Raw genomic sequence first — 16384 nt, 5'->3', positions numbered from 1 at the left:
CACCCGCTAAGCCAGCGCAGCAACCCGCTCTCGATATCCCCGAACAGCCGCCGCATCGCGATACGGCTCCAACCGCCGCTCGAACTCCCGCACATACTCCACCGCCCGCGCCGAGCGCATCTCCGCGGCCGCCCCCGCCGCCTCCGCCCCCAGCCGGCACGCCTGTTCCAGCTCGCCCAGCCCCAGCCGCGCCGTCGCCAGCACCACGGTGCAGAACAGCCGGCTGCGCGCGTACCCGCCCCCGCTCGCCCGCAACTGCAACGACCGCTCCGCATGCTGCGCCGCCGCCCGGAACTGCTGCAGATCCCGGTGGCAGTGCCCGAACTCGTCCGCCAGCTGCGCCTCGTCGAAGAACCGCGCCCAGTGCGGCACCTCGTCCCCGCCCCGCGCCGCCTCCAGCGCCCGCTCGGCCCGCACCAGGGACGCGGTGCAGGACCGCACCTCTCCCAGCACCCCGTGCCCGCGCGCCTCCGCCGCGTGCAGCAGCGCCTGCACCACGGGCGGCACCCCCGTCCCCACCCCCTGCTGCGCCACCCGCGCCAGCTGCACGGCCTCCCGCCCGTGCCCGAGATACACGGCCTGCCGGCTCATCGTCACCAGCACGTACGCCCCGTACGCCCGGTCCCCCGCCGCCTGGGCGAGCCGCAGCGCCTGCACGAAGTACCGCTGCGCGAGCCCGTGCGCGGCGATGTCGTACGACGTCCATCCGGCCAGCCGCGTCAGATCGGCCGCCGCGACGAACAGCCGGCGTCCGGTCTGCTCCCCGTACACCCCGCGCAGCATGGGCTCGCACTCGTGCTCCAGGTACCGCACGAGCGCCTGCCGGGCATGTCCGCCCCCGTAGGTGTCGTCCAGCGTGCGGAACAGCTCGGCGACGGACCGCAGCGCCGCGATGTCCCCGCCGGAGACCCGCACGGCGGGCGGCCGCTCGGCCCGCCCCCGCTGCTGCGGCACCACCGCCGGCCGCCCCTGGGCCGGCACCCGCACGGGCGGCTCACCGCGTGCGACCTTGTCGTCGGACCGGCCGATCAGCCAGTCCCGGCTCGGCACCACCAGACCCGCCGGTGTGAAGGCGATCTTCCGCAGCTCGGCATGGTTGCCGGAGTCCTTGCGCCACAGCCCGCTGACGATGTCGATCGCCTCGTCCGGGGTCGCGGCGAATTCCAGCCCGGCGTACACGGGGGCGCATGCGTCGAGCCCGAGATCCTGGGCGGTGAGCCGCCGCCCGAGCCGCCGGGTGAACACCTCGGCGATCAGCGCCGGGGTCGTCCCGCGCGGCTGCTGCCCCCGCAGCCACCGCGTGACGGAGGTCTTGTCGTATCTGAGGTCCAGCCCGTGTTCGAGCCCGAGCTGGTCCACGCGACGGGCGAGACCCGCGTTGGAGAACCCCGCTTCTGCGATGAGCGCGGCGAGCTGTCGATTGGGAGTGCGCTGCGCGGGTCGTTCCGTCATCTGCGGTGCGGTCTCCTGCCTTCCAGGCCTGCGAGGTGCCCGGATTGCCTGTGAGCAGCCCTTATGGCCTCTTGGACGGCGCGAATGTAGCGGAGCGTAAACAGGCGATCGCACACTTCCCCACCCATTCATCCGATCGTGTGAGGATTGCCCGCAGGGCTGACGCGTCCGAGGCAGTCGTACAGTGGCGTGGGCGCGTTTCATGCCTTACGACTTCGAGGAGGCGCTTGCCGTGAGTGAGCTGCGGTTCGTCCGTATGGGGTTCGGCGCGGACATGGTCGACTACCAGATCGCCTGGGACGAACAACGCCGCGTGCACGCCGCCCGGTTCGCGGACGAGGTGCCTGACACGTGTCTGCTCCTGGAGCACCCGCCCGTGTACACCGCCGGCCGCCGCACCGCACCCGAGGAGCGCCCGCTCGACGGCACCCCCGTGATCGACGTGGACCGCGGCGGCAAGATCACCTGGCATGGTCCGGGCCAGCTGGTCGGCTACCCGATCCAGAAGCTGCCCCGCCCGGTGGATGTGGTCGCCCACCTGCGCCGTCTGGAGGAGGCGATGATCCGGGTGTGCGCCGAGTTCGGCATCGAGACCTCGCGCGTCGAGGGCCGGGCCGGTGTGTGGGTGCTGGGCGACCCGGTCGAGGAGCGCCCCGCCTTGGGAGGGCTCACGCTCGACTTCGACCCGCGCAGTACCGACCCGGAGTTCGACCCGCGCCTGAACGGCCCCGAGTACGCCCCGTCGAACGCGGGCCAGCGCCGCGAGGACCGCAAGATCTGCGCCATGGGCGTCCGCGTCGCCAAGGGTGTCACCATGCACGGCTTCGCCCTGAACGTGAACCCGGACACCTCCAACTTCGACAAGATCATTCCCTGCGGCATCCGCGACGCGGGCGTGACGTCGCTCTCGTACGAACTCGGTCGCGAGGTCACCATCGAGGACGTGCTGCCCGTCGCCGAGCGGCACCTGAAGGACGTCCTGGGGAACGCGGACCTCAAGCCGCGCCCGGTCGAGCCGTCTGCGGCCTGACGCGGCACCGGACATGCAAATCCACGGGCGTACCCTTGAGGGCGCCGAAGAATCAATCGCTAGGGAGCCGGTCGTGTCCGCAGTCGCACCCGACGGACGCAAGATGCTGCGCCTGGAGGTCCGCAACAGCCAGACCCCCATCGAGCGCAAGCCCGAGTGGATCAAGACCCGGGCGAAAATGGGTCCCGAGTACTCGAAGATGCAGAACCTCGTGAAGAGCGAGGGCCTGCACACGGTCTGCCAGGAAGCCGGCTGCCCGAACATCTACGAGTGCTGGGAGGACCGCGAGGCGACCTTCCTCATCGGCGGCGACCAGTGCACCCGGCGCTGTGACTTCTGCCAGATCGACACCGGCAAGCCCGAGGCGCTCGACCGTGACGAGCCGCGCCGCGTCGGCGAGTCCGTCGTCACGATGGACCTGAACTACGCCACCATCACCGGCGTCGCCCGCGACGACCTGGAGGACGGCGGCGCCTGGCTGTACGCCGAGACCGTGCGCCAGATCCACCAGCAGACCGCGGACCGCGAGGCCGGCCGCACCAAGGTCGAGCTGCTGGCCCCCGACTTCAACGCCGTCCCGGAGCAGCTGGCGGAGGTCTTCGCCTCCCGGCCCGAGGTCTTCGCACACAACGTCGAGACGGTTCCGCGGATCTTCAAGCGCATCCGCCCCGGCTTCCGCTACGAGCGCTCGCTGAAGGTCATCACCGAGGCCCGCGACTTCGGCCTGGTCACCAAGTCCAACCTGATCCTCGGCATGGGCGAGACCCGCGAGGAGGTCAGCGAGGCGCTCAAGCAGCTGCACGACGCGGGCTGCGAGCTGGTCACCATCACGCAGTACCTGCGTCCCTCCGTGCGGCACCACCCGGTGGAGCGCTGGGTGAAGCCCCACGAGTTCGTGGAGCTGAAGGAGGAGGCCGAGCAGATCGGTTTCTCCGGTGTGATGTCCGGCCCGCTGGTCCGCTCCTCGTACCGCGCCGGCCGCCTCTACCAGATGGCGATCGAGAAGCGAGGCGAGTTCATCGCCGCGCAGGCGGTGTGAGAGCCATCCGTGTGAAGTCACGCACAAGTCGTTACTGACCGGTAATGACCGGTTCGACGCGGTCCTGACCGTCCTCGCAGATGAGGGCACTCGTCAGGGCCGCGTCGTCGTTCGCACACCACGCTCCTGGGTTTCATGCGCGTTTGACCGGTCGGTCACGTCCTGGTAACACCAAACAGTGACCCTGGTATCACGCCCCGTACACCCATCACGAGGGGGGACCTCGACGATGCAGGCTGCGCCCGTCCACGACGTCATGCCGCACGGCACCCGCGCCACCGCCATCCCGTCCTTCACCGACGCGCTGCGCGCCGTCGAGTCGCTGCTGATGAGCAGCGGCCAGCGCACCGCCCGCCGCAACGCCTGGACGTCCGTCCTCGAGGACCGCCGCCGGGCCAAGGACCGGGTGGAGGCGGAGCGCTTCCTGAAGCAGTCCACCACCGCGCGTTCCTGACCGGCCTCGCCCACCCGCCGCGGGCCGGCGGCGCGGGCCGGCGGGCACTGCCGTCGTCGGCACTCCCGGGGCCACGTAGACTTCGTGGCATGGCGAGGAAGGAAAACGCAGCGGACGCTGCGAACGCAGGGCGACTGAAGCAGATCGCTCTCACTTACAAGATGACCCGTCGGGCCGACAAGAAGATCGGTCTGGTACTCGCGGCTGTCGGCATCATCACCTTCGGTGTCTTCCTCGCGATCGGTTTCCTGATCGGTCACCCCATCTATCTCGGCATCCTGGGCCTGCTGCTCGCCTTCCTCGCGTCGGCGATCGTGTTCGGCCGCCGCGCCGAGCGGGCCGCCTTCGGGCAGATGGAGGGCCAGCCCGGCGCCGCGGCGGCGGTCCTGGACAACATCGGCCGGGGCTGGACCACCACCCCCGCGGTGGCGATGAACCGCAACCAGGACGTGGTGCACCGCGCGGTCGGCAAGGCCGGCATCGTGCTGGTGGCCGAGGGCAACCCGAACCGCGTGAAGACGCTGCTGGCCGCCGAGAAGAAGAAGATGAACCGCATCGTGGCGGACGTGCCCGTGCACGACGTGATGGTGGGCACCGGCGAGGGCCAGGTCGAGCTGAAGAAGCTGCGCACCACCATGCTGAAGTTCCCGCGCGTGCTCACCGGCCCGCAGGTGACCGCGACCAACGACCGTCTGCGCGCCCTGGGCGACCTGATGAGCAACATGCCGCTGCCCAAGGGCCCGATGCCGAAGGGCATGAGGCTCCCGAAGGGCGGCCCGAGGGGCCGCTGAGTCCCCGTGTACGACGAAGGGGGCGCCCGGTGATCACCGGGCGCCCCCTTCGTCGTAGGCACTCGCGTGGGCTAGATCCGCACCTCGACGGTGTTGGCCAGCCGGTCGTGCAGGCCGCGGCCGTCGCGGTCCCAGATCAGGGCCGGGATCGCCAGGCACAGCAGCACCGAGCGCAGCAGGGCGCGCAGCGGGTTGACCGTGCCGGTCTCCAGCGCGACGACCCGGAGGCCGAGCAGGCGCTTGCCGGGGGTGAAGCCGACCGTGCCGACGGTCAGGACGCTCAGTACGAAGAAGACCAGGAGCGTCCAGTTGCTCGTGGCCGGGATCCTGTACCCGTCCGTGATCAGACCGTATGCGATCAGAAAGCTCAGGCCCCAGTCGATGGCGAGGGCGCCGAGCCGCCGGCCGGGCCGGGCGATCGAGTTCGGTCCGCTCTCCGGCAGACCGAGCTGCTGACCCCGGTAACCGAAGTCGGCTCCCGCGTCCTCCATGGCCGCGCGGGGCCCGGACAGCCACGATCCGATTGCTTGCCTGTTGTCCACCCGTACACGGTACTGCGCCCGTATATGACCGGGGCACGGCGGGGTGTGTCGGGGCTAGCCTGGTGGCGGAGCCGGTTAACTTCGGCGAAACAAATGGGTCACGCCCGAGAAATCACCCGTCCCTAGGGTCGAGTGGAGCGTGTGCCACCGCACTGGCCGCACGACCGATCAACCACCCCCGGCGAGGCGGTCGGGAGTAGGAGGAGCTGGATGTTCCAGAACGCCGACGAGGCCAAGAAGTTCATCGCGGACGAGGACGTCAAGTTCATCGACGTCCGCTTCTGCGACCTGCCGGGCGTCATGCAGCACTTCTCGCTGCCCGTCGAGGCGTTCGACCCCGACGAGGAGCTGGCGTTCGACGGTTCGTCGATCCGCGGCTTCCAGGCCATCCACGAGTCCGACATGGCGCTGCGCGCCGACCTGTCGACCGCGCGGGTGGACCCCTTCCGCCGCGACAAGACGCTCAACATCAACTTCTTCATCCACGACCCGATCACGGGCGAGCAGTACTCCCGTGACCCGCGCAACGTGGCGAAGAAGGCCGAGGCGTACCTCGCGTCGACCGGGATCGCCGACACGGCGTACTTCGGCCCCGAGGCCGAGTTCTACGTCTTCGACTCCGTGCGCTTCAAGACCTCGGAGAACGAGTCCTTCTACCACATCGACTCCGAGGCCGGCGCCTGGAACACCGGGGCGCTCGAGGACAACCGCGGGTACAAGGTCCGCTACAAGGGCGGTTACTTCCCGGTCCCGCCGGTCGACCACTTCGCCGACCTGCGCGCCGAGATCTCCCTGGAGCTGGCCAAGGCCGGTCTGCAGGTCGAGCGCCAGCACCACGAGGTGGGCACCGCCGGCCAGGCGGAGATCAACTACAAGTTCAACACGCTGCTCGCGGCCGCGGACGACCTGCAGCTGTTCAAGTACATCGTGAAGAACGTCGCCTGGCGCAACGGCAAGACGGCGACCTTCATGCCGAAGCCGATCTTCGGTGACAACGGCTCGGGCATGCACGTGCACCAGTCGCTGTGGAGCAACGGCGACCCGCTGTTCTACGACGAGGCCGGCTACGCGGGCCTGTCGGACACCGCCCGCTACTACATCGGCGGCATCCTCAAGCACGCCCCGTCGCTGCTGGCCTTCACCAACCCGACGGTGAACTCCTACCACCGCCTGGTGCCGGGCTTCGAGGCGCCGGTGAACCTGGTGTACTCGCAGCGCAACCGCTCCGCCGCGATGCGTATCCCGATCACGGGTTCGAACCCGAAGGCCAAGCGCGTCGAGTTCCGCGCCCCGGACGCCTCCGGCAACCCGTACCTGGCCTTCTCCGCCCTGCTCCTCGCGGGTCTGGACGGCATCAAGAACAAGATCGAGCCGGCCGAGCCGATCGACAAGGACCTCTACGAGCTGGCTCCCGAGGAGCACGCGAACGTCGCGCAGGTCCCGACCTCGCTCGGCGCGGTCCTCGACCGCCTCGAGGCCGACCACGAGTTCCTCCTCCAGGGCGACGTCTTCACGCCGGACCTGATCGAGACGTGGATCGACTTCAAGCGCACGAGCGAGATCGCCCCGCTCCAGCTCCGCCCGCACCCGCACGAGTTCGAGCTGTACTTCGACGTGTGATCGGCACCCGCCGAGCGATCGGCGGGTGACAGCGTCCGGCGCCCCCGTCTCCCCCTCCCGGGAGGCGGGGGCGCCGTCGTCTGTACGATGCGGGCAAGGACATGACACACGGGGGGTGTTTTCCCATGCCCGAACTCGATGATTTCGACCGGGAGTTCGACCACCGCTGGGCGCGTTCGGCCGAGTACAAGGAGCCCTCGGCCCGCGCCCGCATGCTGGCCGCGCGCTGGAAGGACAACCCACCGGAGCCGGTCCCCTTCCGCGCCGACCCGGACCCGGTACGCCCCCGCCGCTCGTCATGGACGTCGACGGCGATGGTCTTCACCTGCGTCCTCGCGGTGATCGCCCTGCTGGGGTGGGCACAACTGCGGGCGACGTACTGAGATCCCGGTCCTCGCCGACACAGGTGAGGCAGCGGCGGCGCGGCTCGCCGACGGTGCACGGGTGCGGGACGTGCTCGACGTGGACGACCCCGGCGCCTGGCTGGCCCTCGACGCCGGCGTCCGGGACGGACACTGGCGACGCCGGGAGCTGCCCACCGATCCCGGACAGTGGGACGAGCCCCGGCTCGCCCTGGCCCTGTGCCACCGCGACGGCCGGATCCGGGAGCGGGCCGTGGGCCGAGCTGCCCACCGTCCCGCCCTGCTGCCTCTGCTGGTGATCCGCGCCGCCGACTGGGCGGAGCCGGTGCGCGAGCGGGCCCGGGCCCTGTTGCGGCTCGCTCTCGGCCTCGACACCGCCGTGGCCCTCGCCCCGTTGCTCCTGCTGGTCGGCCGACGGTACCGGGGTGACCACGGCGTCGAGTTGCTCGGAGACGTCCTGCGGGCGGCGCCCGTCGAGCGGCTGGCCCCGCTGCTCGGCCACGCCGACCGCACCGTCTCGCCGTCGACTCCCGTCTGCTCTCGGCCGCCGAGCTGGCCGGCACCGCAGCCCGGGACACCGACATCGTCGTCCAGCGCCTGTGCTGCGACGCCGCCCTGGCCGCCGTGGCGGCAGGCCGCGGGACCGCCGACGACGTTCTCGGCCCGCTGCTCACCGCCCGCAACCCGCATGCCCGGGCGACCGGCGTCACCGCGCTGCGGCGGGCGGGGCGCCCCGAGCGTGCCGAGGACTTCCTCGCGGACCGGTCGGCCCTGGTGCGAGCCTGTGCCCGCTACGTCGTACGGCAGCACGGAACCGACCCGCTGCCCTGGTACCGGCAACGATGCGCCTCGCCGGAGGGTCCCGCGGTGCCGCCCGGCGCGGTCGTCGGGCTCGCGGAGTGCGGGGAACGTACCGACGCCGGTCTGCTCTGGCCGCTGGTCCACCACCCCGACCCCCGGGTGCGCGCCCAGGCGGTGGCCGGGCTCCGCATTCTCGACGTGGACGTACGGAGCCTGTGGCCGCTGCTGGAGGATCCGGCGGGCGGTGTCGTACGGGGGAGGTCACACGTGCCCTGCTGCCCTCGGCGCGGTCCCTGGATGCCGAGTGGCTGACCGGACTGCTCACGCCGGACAGGTGCGGGGCCACGCGAGTCGCGGCCACGCGGTTGCTGGACGCGTACGGCCCCCGGTGACCTTTTGCCTCTGCTAGGGCCGATCGGAACCCGTTGATGGGAAGCCGTGGGTGCACACTGGCAGAGGGGCGAGTGCCTTACTGCGGGGTGATGCGAGATGCAGAGCCGCTTTGCCGGTGATCGGCGGCTGACCGTGCGGATGTCGGTCACGCTGTTCCTGCTCGGGCTGCTGTACGTGGGGTTCGTGGCGGCGCTGATCGTGCTGCTGAGGTCGTGGGTGATGGTCGTCGTCCTGGTCGGGGCGATGTTCGTGGCGCAGTTCTGGTTCTCCGACAAGATCGCCATGTTCGCGATGCGCGGGCGGGTGGTGGAGCGGGAGGAGTATCCCGAGCTGCATGCGGTCGTCGACCGGCTGTGCGCGATCGCCGACATGCCCAAGCCGGTGGTCGCGGTGTCCGAGATGGACATGCCGAACGCCTTCGCCACCGGCCGCAATCCCGACCACGCCGTGGTCTGTGTGACCACGGGGCTGCTGCGGCGCCTGGAGCCGGCCGAGCTGGAGGGTGTGCTGGCCCACGAGCTGTCGCACGTGGCGCACAAGGACGTCGCCGTGATCACGGTCGCGTCCTTCCTCGGGGTGCTGGCCGGTCTGATCGTGCGGTTCGCCTTCTACTCGCAGATCTTCAGCAGCGGCCGCCGCGACCAGAACACCGCCGCCGTCTTCGCCGCCGTGATCGGTGTCGCCGCGGCCGTCTACGCGATCAGTTTCCTGCTCATCCGGGCCCTGTCCCGCTACCGGGAGCTGGCCGCCGACCGCGCGGCCGCACTGCTGACCGGGCGCCCCTCGGCGCTGGCGTCCGCGCTGACGAAGGTCTCCGGCGACATCGCCCGGATCCCGACGAAGGACCTGCGCACCGCGCAAGCCTTCAACGCCTTCTACTTCACCCCGGCGACCGGTTCCGAGCCCGGCATCGAGCGGTACTTCTCCACCCACCCCACGCTGCAGCAGCGGCTGGAGCTGCTGGCCCGGATCTCCGTCGAGCTGGGCGAGGCACAGGCGCCCGGGAAGACGGGCTGAGCATGGGGCTGCTGGACATCCTGCTCGGCCGTACGAAACCGGTCGCGCCCGATCTGGACCAGCTCTTCGCGCTGCCGTCGGCGGCGGTGACGCTCCAGGCGGCAGCCGGTTTCACGCCGACCGGTCAGGGCGCGGTGTGCTTCGCGACCGTCGAGGGCGCGGCGTTCGAGCAGACGCACCGGGAGGTGCAGGCACTGCTGGACGCCGACACCGACCGCACCGGGCCGCCCGTGCGGCTGACGCAGGACTCCTACGGCTACTCCTGGCTGGTCTCCCACCGCTCCCCCGACGAGCTGCCCCAGCTCGTCAACGATCTCCACGCGGTGAACAGTTCCATGGAGGTCAACGGCTTCGGCCCGCAGCTGCTGTGCTCGCTCGCCGGCTTCCGCGACGACCGCGACCGCCGGCTGGCGCTGGTGTACCTGTACAAGCGGGGCACGTTCTACCCCTTCGCGCCGCTGCCCGGCCCGGCCGAGCGCCGCGACAACGCCCTGGAACTGCAGATCAGGGCCACCCTCGCGAACGACCTGCGGATCGAGCAGGATCTGGGGCGCTGGTTCCCGGTGTGGGGCGCCCCCGCGCTGTGAGGCACGGGGGCTGCCGTCTCCGGTGGTGGTCGGTTACTCGGCGCGTTCCTGGCGGCGGGACTCGAAGGGGCGTTCGCGGCGGTAGCGGCGCTCCCACTTGGCCTGCTGGTCCCGGCGGGCCTTGTACGCCCGGTAGGTGGCGGGCGCGGAGCCCGGGGACGCCGGGGGCGTCCCGTCCGGCGCCGAGGACGTGCCCCGCCCGTACCGCGCGTACAGGCAGAGCAGGGCGACGGCGGCAAGCCACCAGACAGGGTCGGAAAAGCCCAGGACCACCAGGACCGCGGTCGCGGCCATGACGATGGTGCCCATACGGGAAGGGTAGGGAGACCGGCGAAAGGGACGCATCCGCTTTTTGCGCGAGCGCACTTGGGGGTGTGAGTGAATGGGGCGCATGACCGAGTCCCTGTCCGACTTCACACTCGACGTCGACGGCGAGCGCCTCAGCGGGGTCTACGGCGGAGCGGGCGACGGCCCGGCCGTGGTCCTGCTGCACGGCGCCGGTGCCGGCAGCAAGGAGCGGCTGCTGCCGCTGGCCGACGAGTTCACCGCGCGTGGCTGCCGCGTGCTGGCCTTCGACTTCTCCGGGCACGGCGAGAGCACCGGCCTGCTGCGGCGGCTGAGTCTGCGGCGCCGCTTCGAGCAGGCCGTGGCGGTGATCGACGCCTGCGCCCCGGACGGACCGCTGGTCCTGGTCGGGTTCAGCATGAGCGGCCAGACCGTGGCCGACCTGGTCGCGTACTACTCGCAGCGGGTCGCCGCGATCGGCCTGTGCGCGCCCGCCGTGTACGCGCCCGAGGCGTGGGAGCTTCCCTTCGGCAACGGCGACGGACGCTTCAGCACGATCCTGCGTACGCCGGACAGCTGGCGTGCCTCCCGCGCGCTGGAGGCGCTGCGCGCCTACGAGGGCCGGGCGGTGCTCGCCGTACCCGGCACGGACGCGGTGATCCCGCCGGCGGTGACGGAGGCGGTGCAGGACGCGCTCACCGCCCGCGCCCAGTACACGCGCTTCGAACTGCCCACCGCGGACCACCAAGTGGGGACGTGGCTGCGGGACCATGCCGAGGACCGGCGGGCCTTCGTGACCGCCGTGCTCACCGGGCCCGACGACCGGGGCTGGACGGCCACGCGCGCGTGGGTGGCCAAGCAGCTGCCCCAGGGGCGCACGGTCACCGACACGCGCGTGCTGCGGGGCGGGTGGACCTCCCAGATGCGCCGGCTGACCCTGGACGACGGCGGCGCGCTGGTGCTGCGCAGCTTCGTCAAACCCTTCTACCGGCGGCACGCCCCGGGGCTGCTGGCCCGCGAGGCGTCGGTGCTCGCGCTGCTCGCCGGTGAGGACGGCATCCCGGTGGCCGAGCCGGTCGCCGTCGACGCGGGCGCCGAGCACTGCGACCACCCGTCCCTCCTCATGACGCTGCTGCCGGGCCGGGTGCGCGTCGACGAGCACGACGCGGAGGAGCTGGACCGGCGCCTGGACCTGCTGGCGGCCCAGCTGGTGCGCATCCACCGGGTGGTGCCACGGGAGCGGCCGCGCCGCTACGAGGCGTGGACCTCCGCCGAGCGGGTGCGCACCGCGCCGGGCGCGCTGTGGGAGCGGGCGGTGGACGTGCTGCGCCGCGAGCCGCCGGCGTACGACGGCTGCTTTCTGCACCGGGACTTCCACCCCGGGAACGTGCTGTTCAGCGGGTCTGGTGCGCAGTTGCGGGTCAGCGGGGTGGTCGACTGGGTGGAGACGTCGTGGGGCCCGGCCGATCTCGACGTCGCGCACTGCTGCACGGCCCTCGCCCTGCTGCACGGACCGGAGCACGGGCTCGCCTTCCGGCAGCGGTACGAGGCCCACGGCGGGCGCCGGCTCGCCGACGGCCCGGACCACCTGTACTGGCGGCTGCTGGACGCCCTGGCCTACGCCCCGGACGCGGCGAGACTCGCGGGGCCGTGGCGGGAACTCGGGCGCGCGGATCTGACGCCGGAGGTGCTGGCCGAGCGGCTGGAGGCGTACGTCGGGGGGCTGCTGGAACGCTACGGCTGAGGGGCGGTCGGCTCCGGGGGCCGCGTCCGCGGGCCGTTGTCAGTGGGGTCCTGGAAGATGGCGTCAGGCACCGGCGTGGGGACGGACGGAGGCGGCATGAGCGGGCGGGTACGGCACATCGGCGTGGCGGAGCGGCGGGCGCGGCTGGCCGTACGCCACCGGCTGGCGCCCCGCGCTCGGGCGGTGACGCCGGAGGAGGTGGCGGAGGCGCTGGTCGCACTGCACGGCACGGACCCGGCGACGGTGTATCTGGCGGTGGGCGCGCGGCTCGCGGACCCGGCGGGGACGATCGCCGGGACCGAGCGGGCGCTGTACGAGGACCGCTCGCTGGTGCGGATGCACGGCATGCGGCACACCGTGTTCGTGTTCCCGACGGAGCTGACGGCCGTGGTGCACGCCTCGACCGGTCTCGCGGTGGCCGCCCGGGAGCGGGCCTCGCTGCTGAAGGACATGGCCGCGGCGGGCGCCCCGGACGCGGCCTGGCTGAAGGAGGTCGAGGAGTCGGCCCTGGCGGCGCTGGCCCGGCGCGGGCAGGCCACGGCGGCCGAACTGGCCAAGGACGAACCGCGGCTGAGAGAGCAGTTCGCCTACGCGGCCGGCAAGAGCTACGAGGGCGTGCACACGGTGTCCTCCCGCCTGCTGCGCGTCCTCGGCGTGGAGGGCAAGGTGGTCCGGGGGCGCCCGCTGGGGTCCTGGACGTCGAGCCAGTTCCGCTGGGCCCCGGCCCCCGCGCATCCCGAGCTGGACGCCGCCGCTGCCCAGGCGGAGCTGCTGCGGCGCTGGCTGGCGGTGTGCGGCCCGGCCACGGAGGCCGACCTGAAGTGGTGGACGGGCTGGCGGGTGACGGAGGTACGGCGGGCGCTCACCGCGATCGGGGCGCGGGAGGTGGCCCTGGACGAAGGCACGGGATACGTCGTCGCGGGCGACGAGGAGCCGGGCGGTGAAAAGCCGGGCGGTGAGAAGCCGGCCGGCGAGGGCCCGGCGGAGCCATGGGCGGCCCTGCTGCCGGGGCTGGACCCCACCGCGATGGGCTGGCAGCAGCGGGACTGGTTCCTGGCGCCCGGTCTGCGCCCGGCGCTGTTCGACCGCAGCGGCAATGTCGGGCCGACGGTGTGGTGGGACGGCCGCGTGGTGGGCGGCTGGGCGCAGCGGCCGGACGGGGAGATCGTGTGGCGGCTGCTGGAGAAGGACGGTGTGGGCCGTGAGGCCGAGGCGGCGATCGCCGCGGAGGCGGAGCGGCTGCGGGGCTGGGTCGGGACGACCCGGGTGACGCCGAGATTCCGGACGCCGCTGGAGCGGGAGTTGGCCGGCTGAGCCCGGGGGCGACCCCCGGCCCCCCGCAGACGCCGGGCATCGACGCCCGTACGCGGGTGGGGCCGACGCCGGGCGCCGCCACGCGTACGGTGCGGGCCGCTGCCGGGCATCGCGGGCGCCTACGGCCCGGGCCGACGCCGGGCACCGCCCCCGAGGACGGCACCCGGCATCGGTCACCGATTCACCGGCTCACCGGCAGTAGCGCATCAGCGCGCGCACCATGTGGCACGTCGTGTCGGACGGCGGGTGGACGCCGATCGCCTCCGCCGTGCTCCGTATCGTCTCGTTGCGGGCCTGGCCCGGCATGTAGACGCCGGAGTCGAGCAGGGCGATGGCCAGGCGCATGGCCTTCAGACGCCGGTTGTGCGTGATGTACCACTCGCGCGGACGGCCCGGCGGCAGCGGACGCTTCGCCGCCGGCGCGTACGGCGAGTCGAACAGCACGGGGTGGGTCGCGGTGGACTGGGTCGGCAGCGGCTTGCGGGACGGCTTCGGGTGGAGTGCGGCAGCGGGCACGGGCATCCTCCTGTCGCGGTCAGGGAGTCTCCGGAGGCCCCGGCGTCTTCCCTCGAACACTACGTCAATTCTACTGTCCACCACTGACAATCGGAGGTTCGCAGAGCCACCCAAAGGTGCAGGTGGGCAAGGGAATTGGCGCAGCGTCACGGACGCTGCGGGAGGGGCGGATGAGGCGCCGAGAATTCGAACAGGACTCGCCCGTGACGAGGGCCCGTTCCGGCCGCCCGGTAGCGTGAGCTGCATGGAAATCTGGATCAACCCGGCCTGCTCCAAGTGCCGCAGCGCCATCAGCCTGCTCGACGCCGAGGGCGCCGACTACACCGTCCGCCGCTACCTCGAGGAGGTACCGAGCGAGGACGAGATCAGGGAGGTCCTTCAGCGGCTGCAGCTGGAGCCGTGGGACATCACCCGCACCGGGGAGGCCGAGGCCAAGGAGCTGGGCCTGAAGGGCTGGCCGAAGGACGAGTCCGCCCGGGACCGCTGGATCAGCGCCCTGGCCGAGCACCCGAAGCTCATCCAGCGTCCCATCATCACGGCCGACGACGGCACGGCGGTGGTGGGCCGCACGGAGGAGGCCGTACGGGACGCGCTGTCCCGCTGAGGCGCACGGCGGCCGCGGCCCGGCGCCGGCGCCGGGCGCACCGAACTCCGCTGTGACGCAGGCCACTTCGCTGGTCCCCGTGACCGCTGAGTAACTCCGTTCGGTATCTCGTACATAGCGGCGTACGCTCCCCTACCTCTTCAGGAGGCGCGCATGTCGCGCAGGAGAACGCTCAGTACGAAGAAGAAACTCGCACTGCTGGTCACTGCCGCTGCGGTGGCCGGCGGCGGGGCCTTCGCCATGGCGAGCACCTCGAACGCCTCCCCGCCGCCGCGGACCCTGTCCGCGGACTCGGGTGTGTGCCAGGGGCTCGCCACCGCTCTCGGCAACAACCAGAAGTTCATCGACGGCCAGCGGGCCAACCCCGACGCCCAGTCGCAGGCGCGGATCGCCAACCGCCAGGCGGTCATCGAGGAGATCAAGCGCAAGCAGGCGGCGTCCGGATGCGCGGTCGGGGAGTCGGCTCAGGACTCCCAAGCCGGTCAGAACGGACAGCAGTCGGGGCAGCAGGGCCAGGGCGGACGACAAGGCCAGGGCGGGCAGCAGACGGGGCAGGGGTCCGCACCGCCCTCGCAGGCCGCCGGGGCGGGAAACGGCGGCGGTGCGGCCGCCTCCGGTCAGCAGGTGTGCAAGGGGTCGACGGTCACCCTCTCCGGCGAGGGCGGCGCCCCGGCCGCGTCCAGCAACCAGTTCCCGGCCGGGACGAAGCTCAAGGTCACCAACCTGGACAACAACAAGACCACGACGGTCCAGGTCACCTCGGTCTCGGGCAGCTGCGTGCTGCTGAACAACGCGGCCTTCGAGCAGGTCCGCGAGCCCGGCAAGTTCCTGATCCGCCGGGCGCTGATCGAGAAGGTGGGGTGAGGCCCGTAGAGCCGACCGATCACCTCAGTCGCTGCCGTCGCTCCGGCCGCTGAGGAAACCGCTGAGGCGGCGGCCCAGATGCGGGGGCGCGGCGTGCGGCAGCGCGTGGTGGGAGACGTCCGGTACGACCTCCACGTCCGCCCGCGGCAGCAGCGCCCGGGCCCTGGCCGCCACCTCGTGCGGGTCATGGGTCCTGCTGTTCGCGGCCACGAGCAGCAGGACCGGCACGTCCAGGCCCCGCAGCGCCTGGGGCGCCGGGCGGGGGCCGGTCACCGGCTTGACGGCGGGGAAGCCGGTGGCCGCCTCCTGCAACCGCAGCCAGTCGGCGTCCAGCCGCACTCCTGACGCCTCCCAGACCAGGAAGGCCCGGGTGCGGTGGGGCGCGGGGCGCAGCAGCATCGGCAGCGCGTGCAGCAGGTACGCCGCCTTGAACCCGGCGAAGCACTGGGTCGGGTCCAGGAGGAACAGGCGGCGTACCCGCTCGGGCGAGCGCAGCGCGAAGTGGAGGGCGACGAAGGCGCCGTAGGAGTGCGCGCCGAGGTCGGTCGCGGGGCCGGCGCCGAGGCCGTCCAGCAGCGCCTGGAGCCAGTCGCACAGGTCGTCGGGCGTGCGGGGGCGGCGATCGGCGGGCAGCTCGCTGCGACCCGGGACTCCGGGCAGGTCGACGGCGTACACCCGCCGGGTGCGGGCCAGTTCGGCGGCCTGGGCGTACCAGGAGGCCGAGGTCGCGCCTCCGCCGCCGGGCAGGAGCAGCAGCGGGGGCGCGTCGCGCGGTCCGCAGGCGTTGACGTACGCCGTGCCGTACGGGGTGGGCACGAGGAGCGTCTCCCGCTCCGCCGGCCACTTCGCCATGACCTTGTCGTACGCCGTCCGGAATCCGTCCGGGTCGAACCGGCCGCTCATCACACCGCACCCCCTATTATCTCGCTGAGCAAGATTCTTGTTCAGCGAGACGATAGCGGAAGGCGG

At 72.1% G+C, this 16384-nt stretch carries 18 protein-coding genes; 13 read left to right on the top strand and 5 right to left on the bottom strand.

Annotated elements, in window-relative coordinates:
- Window positions 1-6 precede the first annotated feature (6 nt).
- On the bottom strand, window positions 7-1452 hold the full coding sequence (locus ACZ67Q_RS10270; protein WP_471179093.1) for a regulator: 1446 nt from the start codon (window positions 1450-1452) through the stop codon (window positions 7-9).
- A gap of 232 nt (window positions 1453-1684) precedes the next feature.
- Here ACZ67Q_RS10270 and lipB point away from each other — a divergent pair, with 232 nt between their 5' ends.
- The 4 genes from lipB to ACZ67Q_RS10250 all read left to right on the top strand — a co-directional run bounded on the left by lipB (window position 1685) and on the right by ACZ67Q_RS10250 (window position 4766).
- On the top strand, window positions 1685-2482 hold the full coding sequence (gene lipB / locus ACZ67Q_RS10265) for a lipoyl(octanoyl) transferase LipB (RefSeq protein WP_471179090.1): 798 nt from the start codon (window positions 1685-1687) through the stop codon (window positions 2480-2482).
- Window positions 2483-2555: 73 nt separating this feature from the next.
- Entirely contained in the window at window positions 2556-3521 is a 966-nt protein-coding gene (gene lipA / locus ACZ67Q_RS10260) for a lipoyl synthase (RefSeq protein ID WP_471179087.1), read from the top strand.
- Window positions 3522-3750: 229 nt separating this feature from the next.
- Window positions 3751-3975, top strand: coding sequence for an SCO2195 family GlnR-regulated protein (locus ACZ67Q_RS10255; RefSeq protein WP_471179084.1), 225 nt, complete (start codon window positions 3751-3753; stop codon window positions 3973-3975).
- Window positions 3976-4064: 89 nt separating this feature from the next.
- On the top strand, window positions 4065-4766 hold the full coding sequence (locus ACZ67Q_RS10250; RefSeq protein WP_471179081.1) for a DUF4191 domain-containing protein: 702 nt from the start codon (window positions 4065-4067) through the stop codon (window positions 4764-4766).
- Between the two features lie 71 nt (window positions 4767-4837).
- On the opposite strand, the gene ACZ67Q_RS10245 is transcribed toward ACZ67Q_RS10250, so the two are convergent.
- Complete coding sequence (locus tag ACZ67Q_RS10245) at window positions 4838-5308, bottom strand: RDD family protein (protein ID WP_471179078.1); 471 nt, start codon at window positions 5306-5308, stop codon at window positions 4838-4840.
- A gap of 210 nt (window positions 5309-5518) precedes the next feature.
- On the opposite strand from ACZ67Q_RS10245, the gene glnA reads away from it, so the two are divergent.
- From glnA to pspAB, 5 genes are all read left to right on the top strand, one after another.
- A complete protein-coding gene (glnA, locus tag ACZ67Q_RS10240; protein ID WP_361636987.1) occupies window positions 5519-6928 on the top strand; it encodes a type I glutamate--ammonia ligase in 1410 nt (469 codons plus the stop codon).
- A 125-nt stretch (window positions 6929-7053) separates the two neighbouring features.
- Window positions 7054-7311: an SCO2583/SCO2584 N-terminal domain-containing protein gene (locus tag ACZ67Q_RS10235; protein ID WP_471179074.1), complete on the top strand. Its 258-nt coding sequence runs from the start codon at window positions 7054-7056 to the stop codon at window positions 7309-7311.
- A 603-nt stretch (window positions 7312-7914) separates the two neighbouring features.
- Window positions 7915-8403: a HEAT repeat domain-containing protein gene (locus ACZ67Q_RS10230; RefSeq protein WP_471179072.1), complete on the top strand. Its 489-nt coding sequence runs from the start codon at window positions 7915-7917 to the stop codon at window positions 8401-8403.
- A 177-nt stretch (window positions 8404-8580) separates the two neighbouring features.
- A complete protein-coding gene (htpX, locus tag ACZ67Q_RS10225) occupies window positions 8581-9501 on the top strand; it encodes a zinc metalloprotease HtpX (protein WP_471179069.1) in 921 nt (306 codons plus the stop codon).
- Between the two features lie 2 nt (window positions 9502-9503).
- Complete coding sequence (gene pspAB / locus ACZ67Q_RS10220; RefSeq protein WP_471179067.1) at window positions 9504-10088, top strand: PspA-associated protein PspAB; 585 nt, start codon at window positions 9504-9506, stop codon at window positions 10086-10088.
- A gap of 33 nt (window positions 10089-10121) precedes the next feature.
- Here the strand turns inward: pspAB and ACZ67Q_RS10215 are convergent, their stop codons facing one another.
- Window positions 10122-10397 carry a hypothetical protein gene (locus ACZ67Q_RS10215; protein WP_471179065.1) on the bottom strand — a complete coding sequence of 92 codons (276 nt, stop codon included), beginning with the start codon at window positions 10395-10397 and terminating at the stop codon, window positions 10122-10124.
- A gap of 82 nt (window positions 10398-10479) precedes the next feature.
- Between ACZ67Q_RS10215 and ACZ67Q_RS10210 the strand changes: the two genes are divergently transcribed.
- Entirely contained in the window at window positions 10480-12117 is a 1638-nt protein-coding gene (locus ACZ67Q_RS10210) for an alpha/beta fold hydrolase (RefSeq protein WP_471179063.1), read from the top strand.
- A gap of 96 nt (window positions 12118-12213) precedes the next feature.
- The gene (locus ACZ67Q_RS10205; RefSeq protein ID WP_471179061.1) at window positions 12214-13431 is read left to right on the top strand and encodes a winged helix DNA-binding domain-containing protein; all 1218 of its coding nucleotides are present in this window, start codon (window positions 12214-12216) and stop codon (window positions 13429-13431) included.
- A 189-nt stretch (window positions 13432-13620) separates the two neighbouring features.
- On the opposite strand, the gene ACZ67Q_RS10200 is transcribed toward ACZ67Q_RS10205, so the two are convergent.
- Window positions 13621-13947, bottom strand: a complete 327-nt coding sequence (locus tag ACZ67Q_RS10200; protein WP_471179059.1) for a hypothetical protein — start codon at window positions 13945-13947, stop codon at window positions 13621-13623.
- A 244-nt stretch (window positions 13948-14191) separates the two neighbouring features.
- Here ACZ67Q_RS10200 and ACZ67Q_RS10195 point away from each other — a divergent pair, with 244 nt between their 5' ends.
- Together ACZ67Q_RS10195 and ACZ67Q_RS10190 are read left to right on the top strand one after the other, a co-directional pair.
- Window positions 14192-14551, top strand: a complete 360-nt coding sequence (locus ACZ67Q_RS10195) for an arsenate reductase family protein (RefSeq protein ID WP_471179056.1) — start codon at window positions 14192-14194, stop codon at window positions 14549-14551.
- 153 nt (window positions 14552-14704) lie between these two features.
- The gene (locus ACZ67Q_RS10190; RefSeq protein WP_471179054.1) at window positions 14705-15415 is read left to right on the top strand and encodes an RlpA-like double-psi beta-barrel domain-containing protein; all 711 of its coding nucleotides are present in this window, start codon (window positions 14705-14707) and stop codon (window positions 15413-15415) included.
- Window positions 15416-15439: 24 nt separating this feature from the next.
- On the opposite strand, the gene ACZ67Q_RS10185 is transcribed toward ACZ67Q_RS10190, so the two are convergent.
- A complete protein-coding gene (locus ACZ67Q_RS10185; RefSeq protein ID WP_471179051.1) occupies window positions 15440-16318 on the bottom strand; it encodes an alpha/beta fold hydrolase in 879 nt (292 codons plus the stop codon).
- Window positions 16319-16384: the final 66 nt, after the last annotated feature.

It is taken from the genome of Streptomyces sp. NPDC036813 (assembly GCF_055609245.1).
This window is presented reverse-complemented; position numbering and strand designations above follow the sequence as displayed.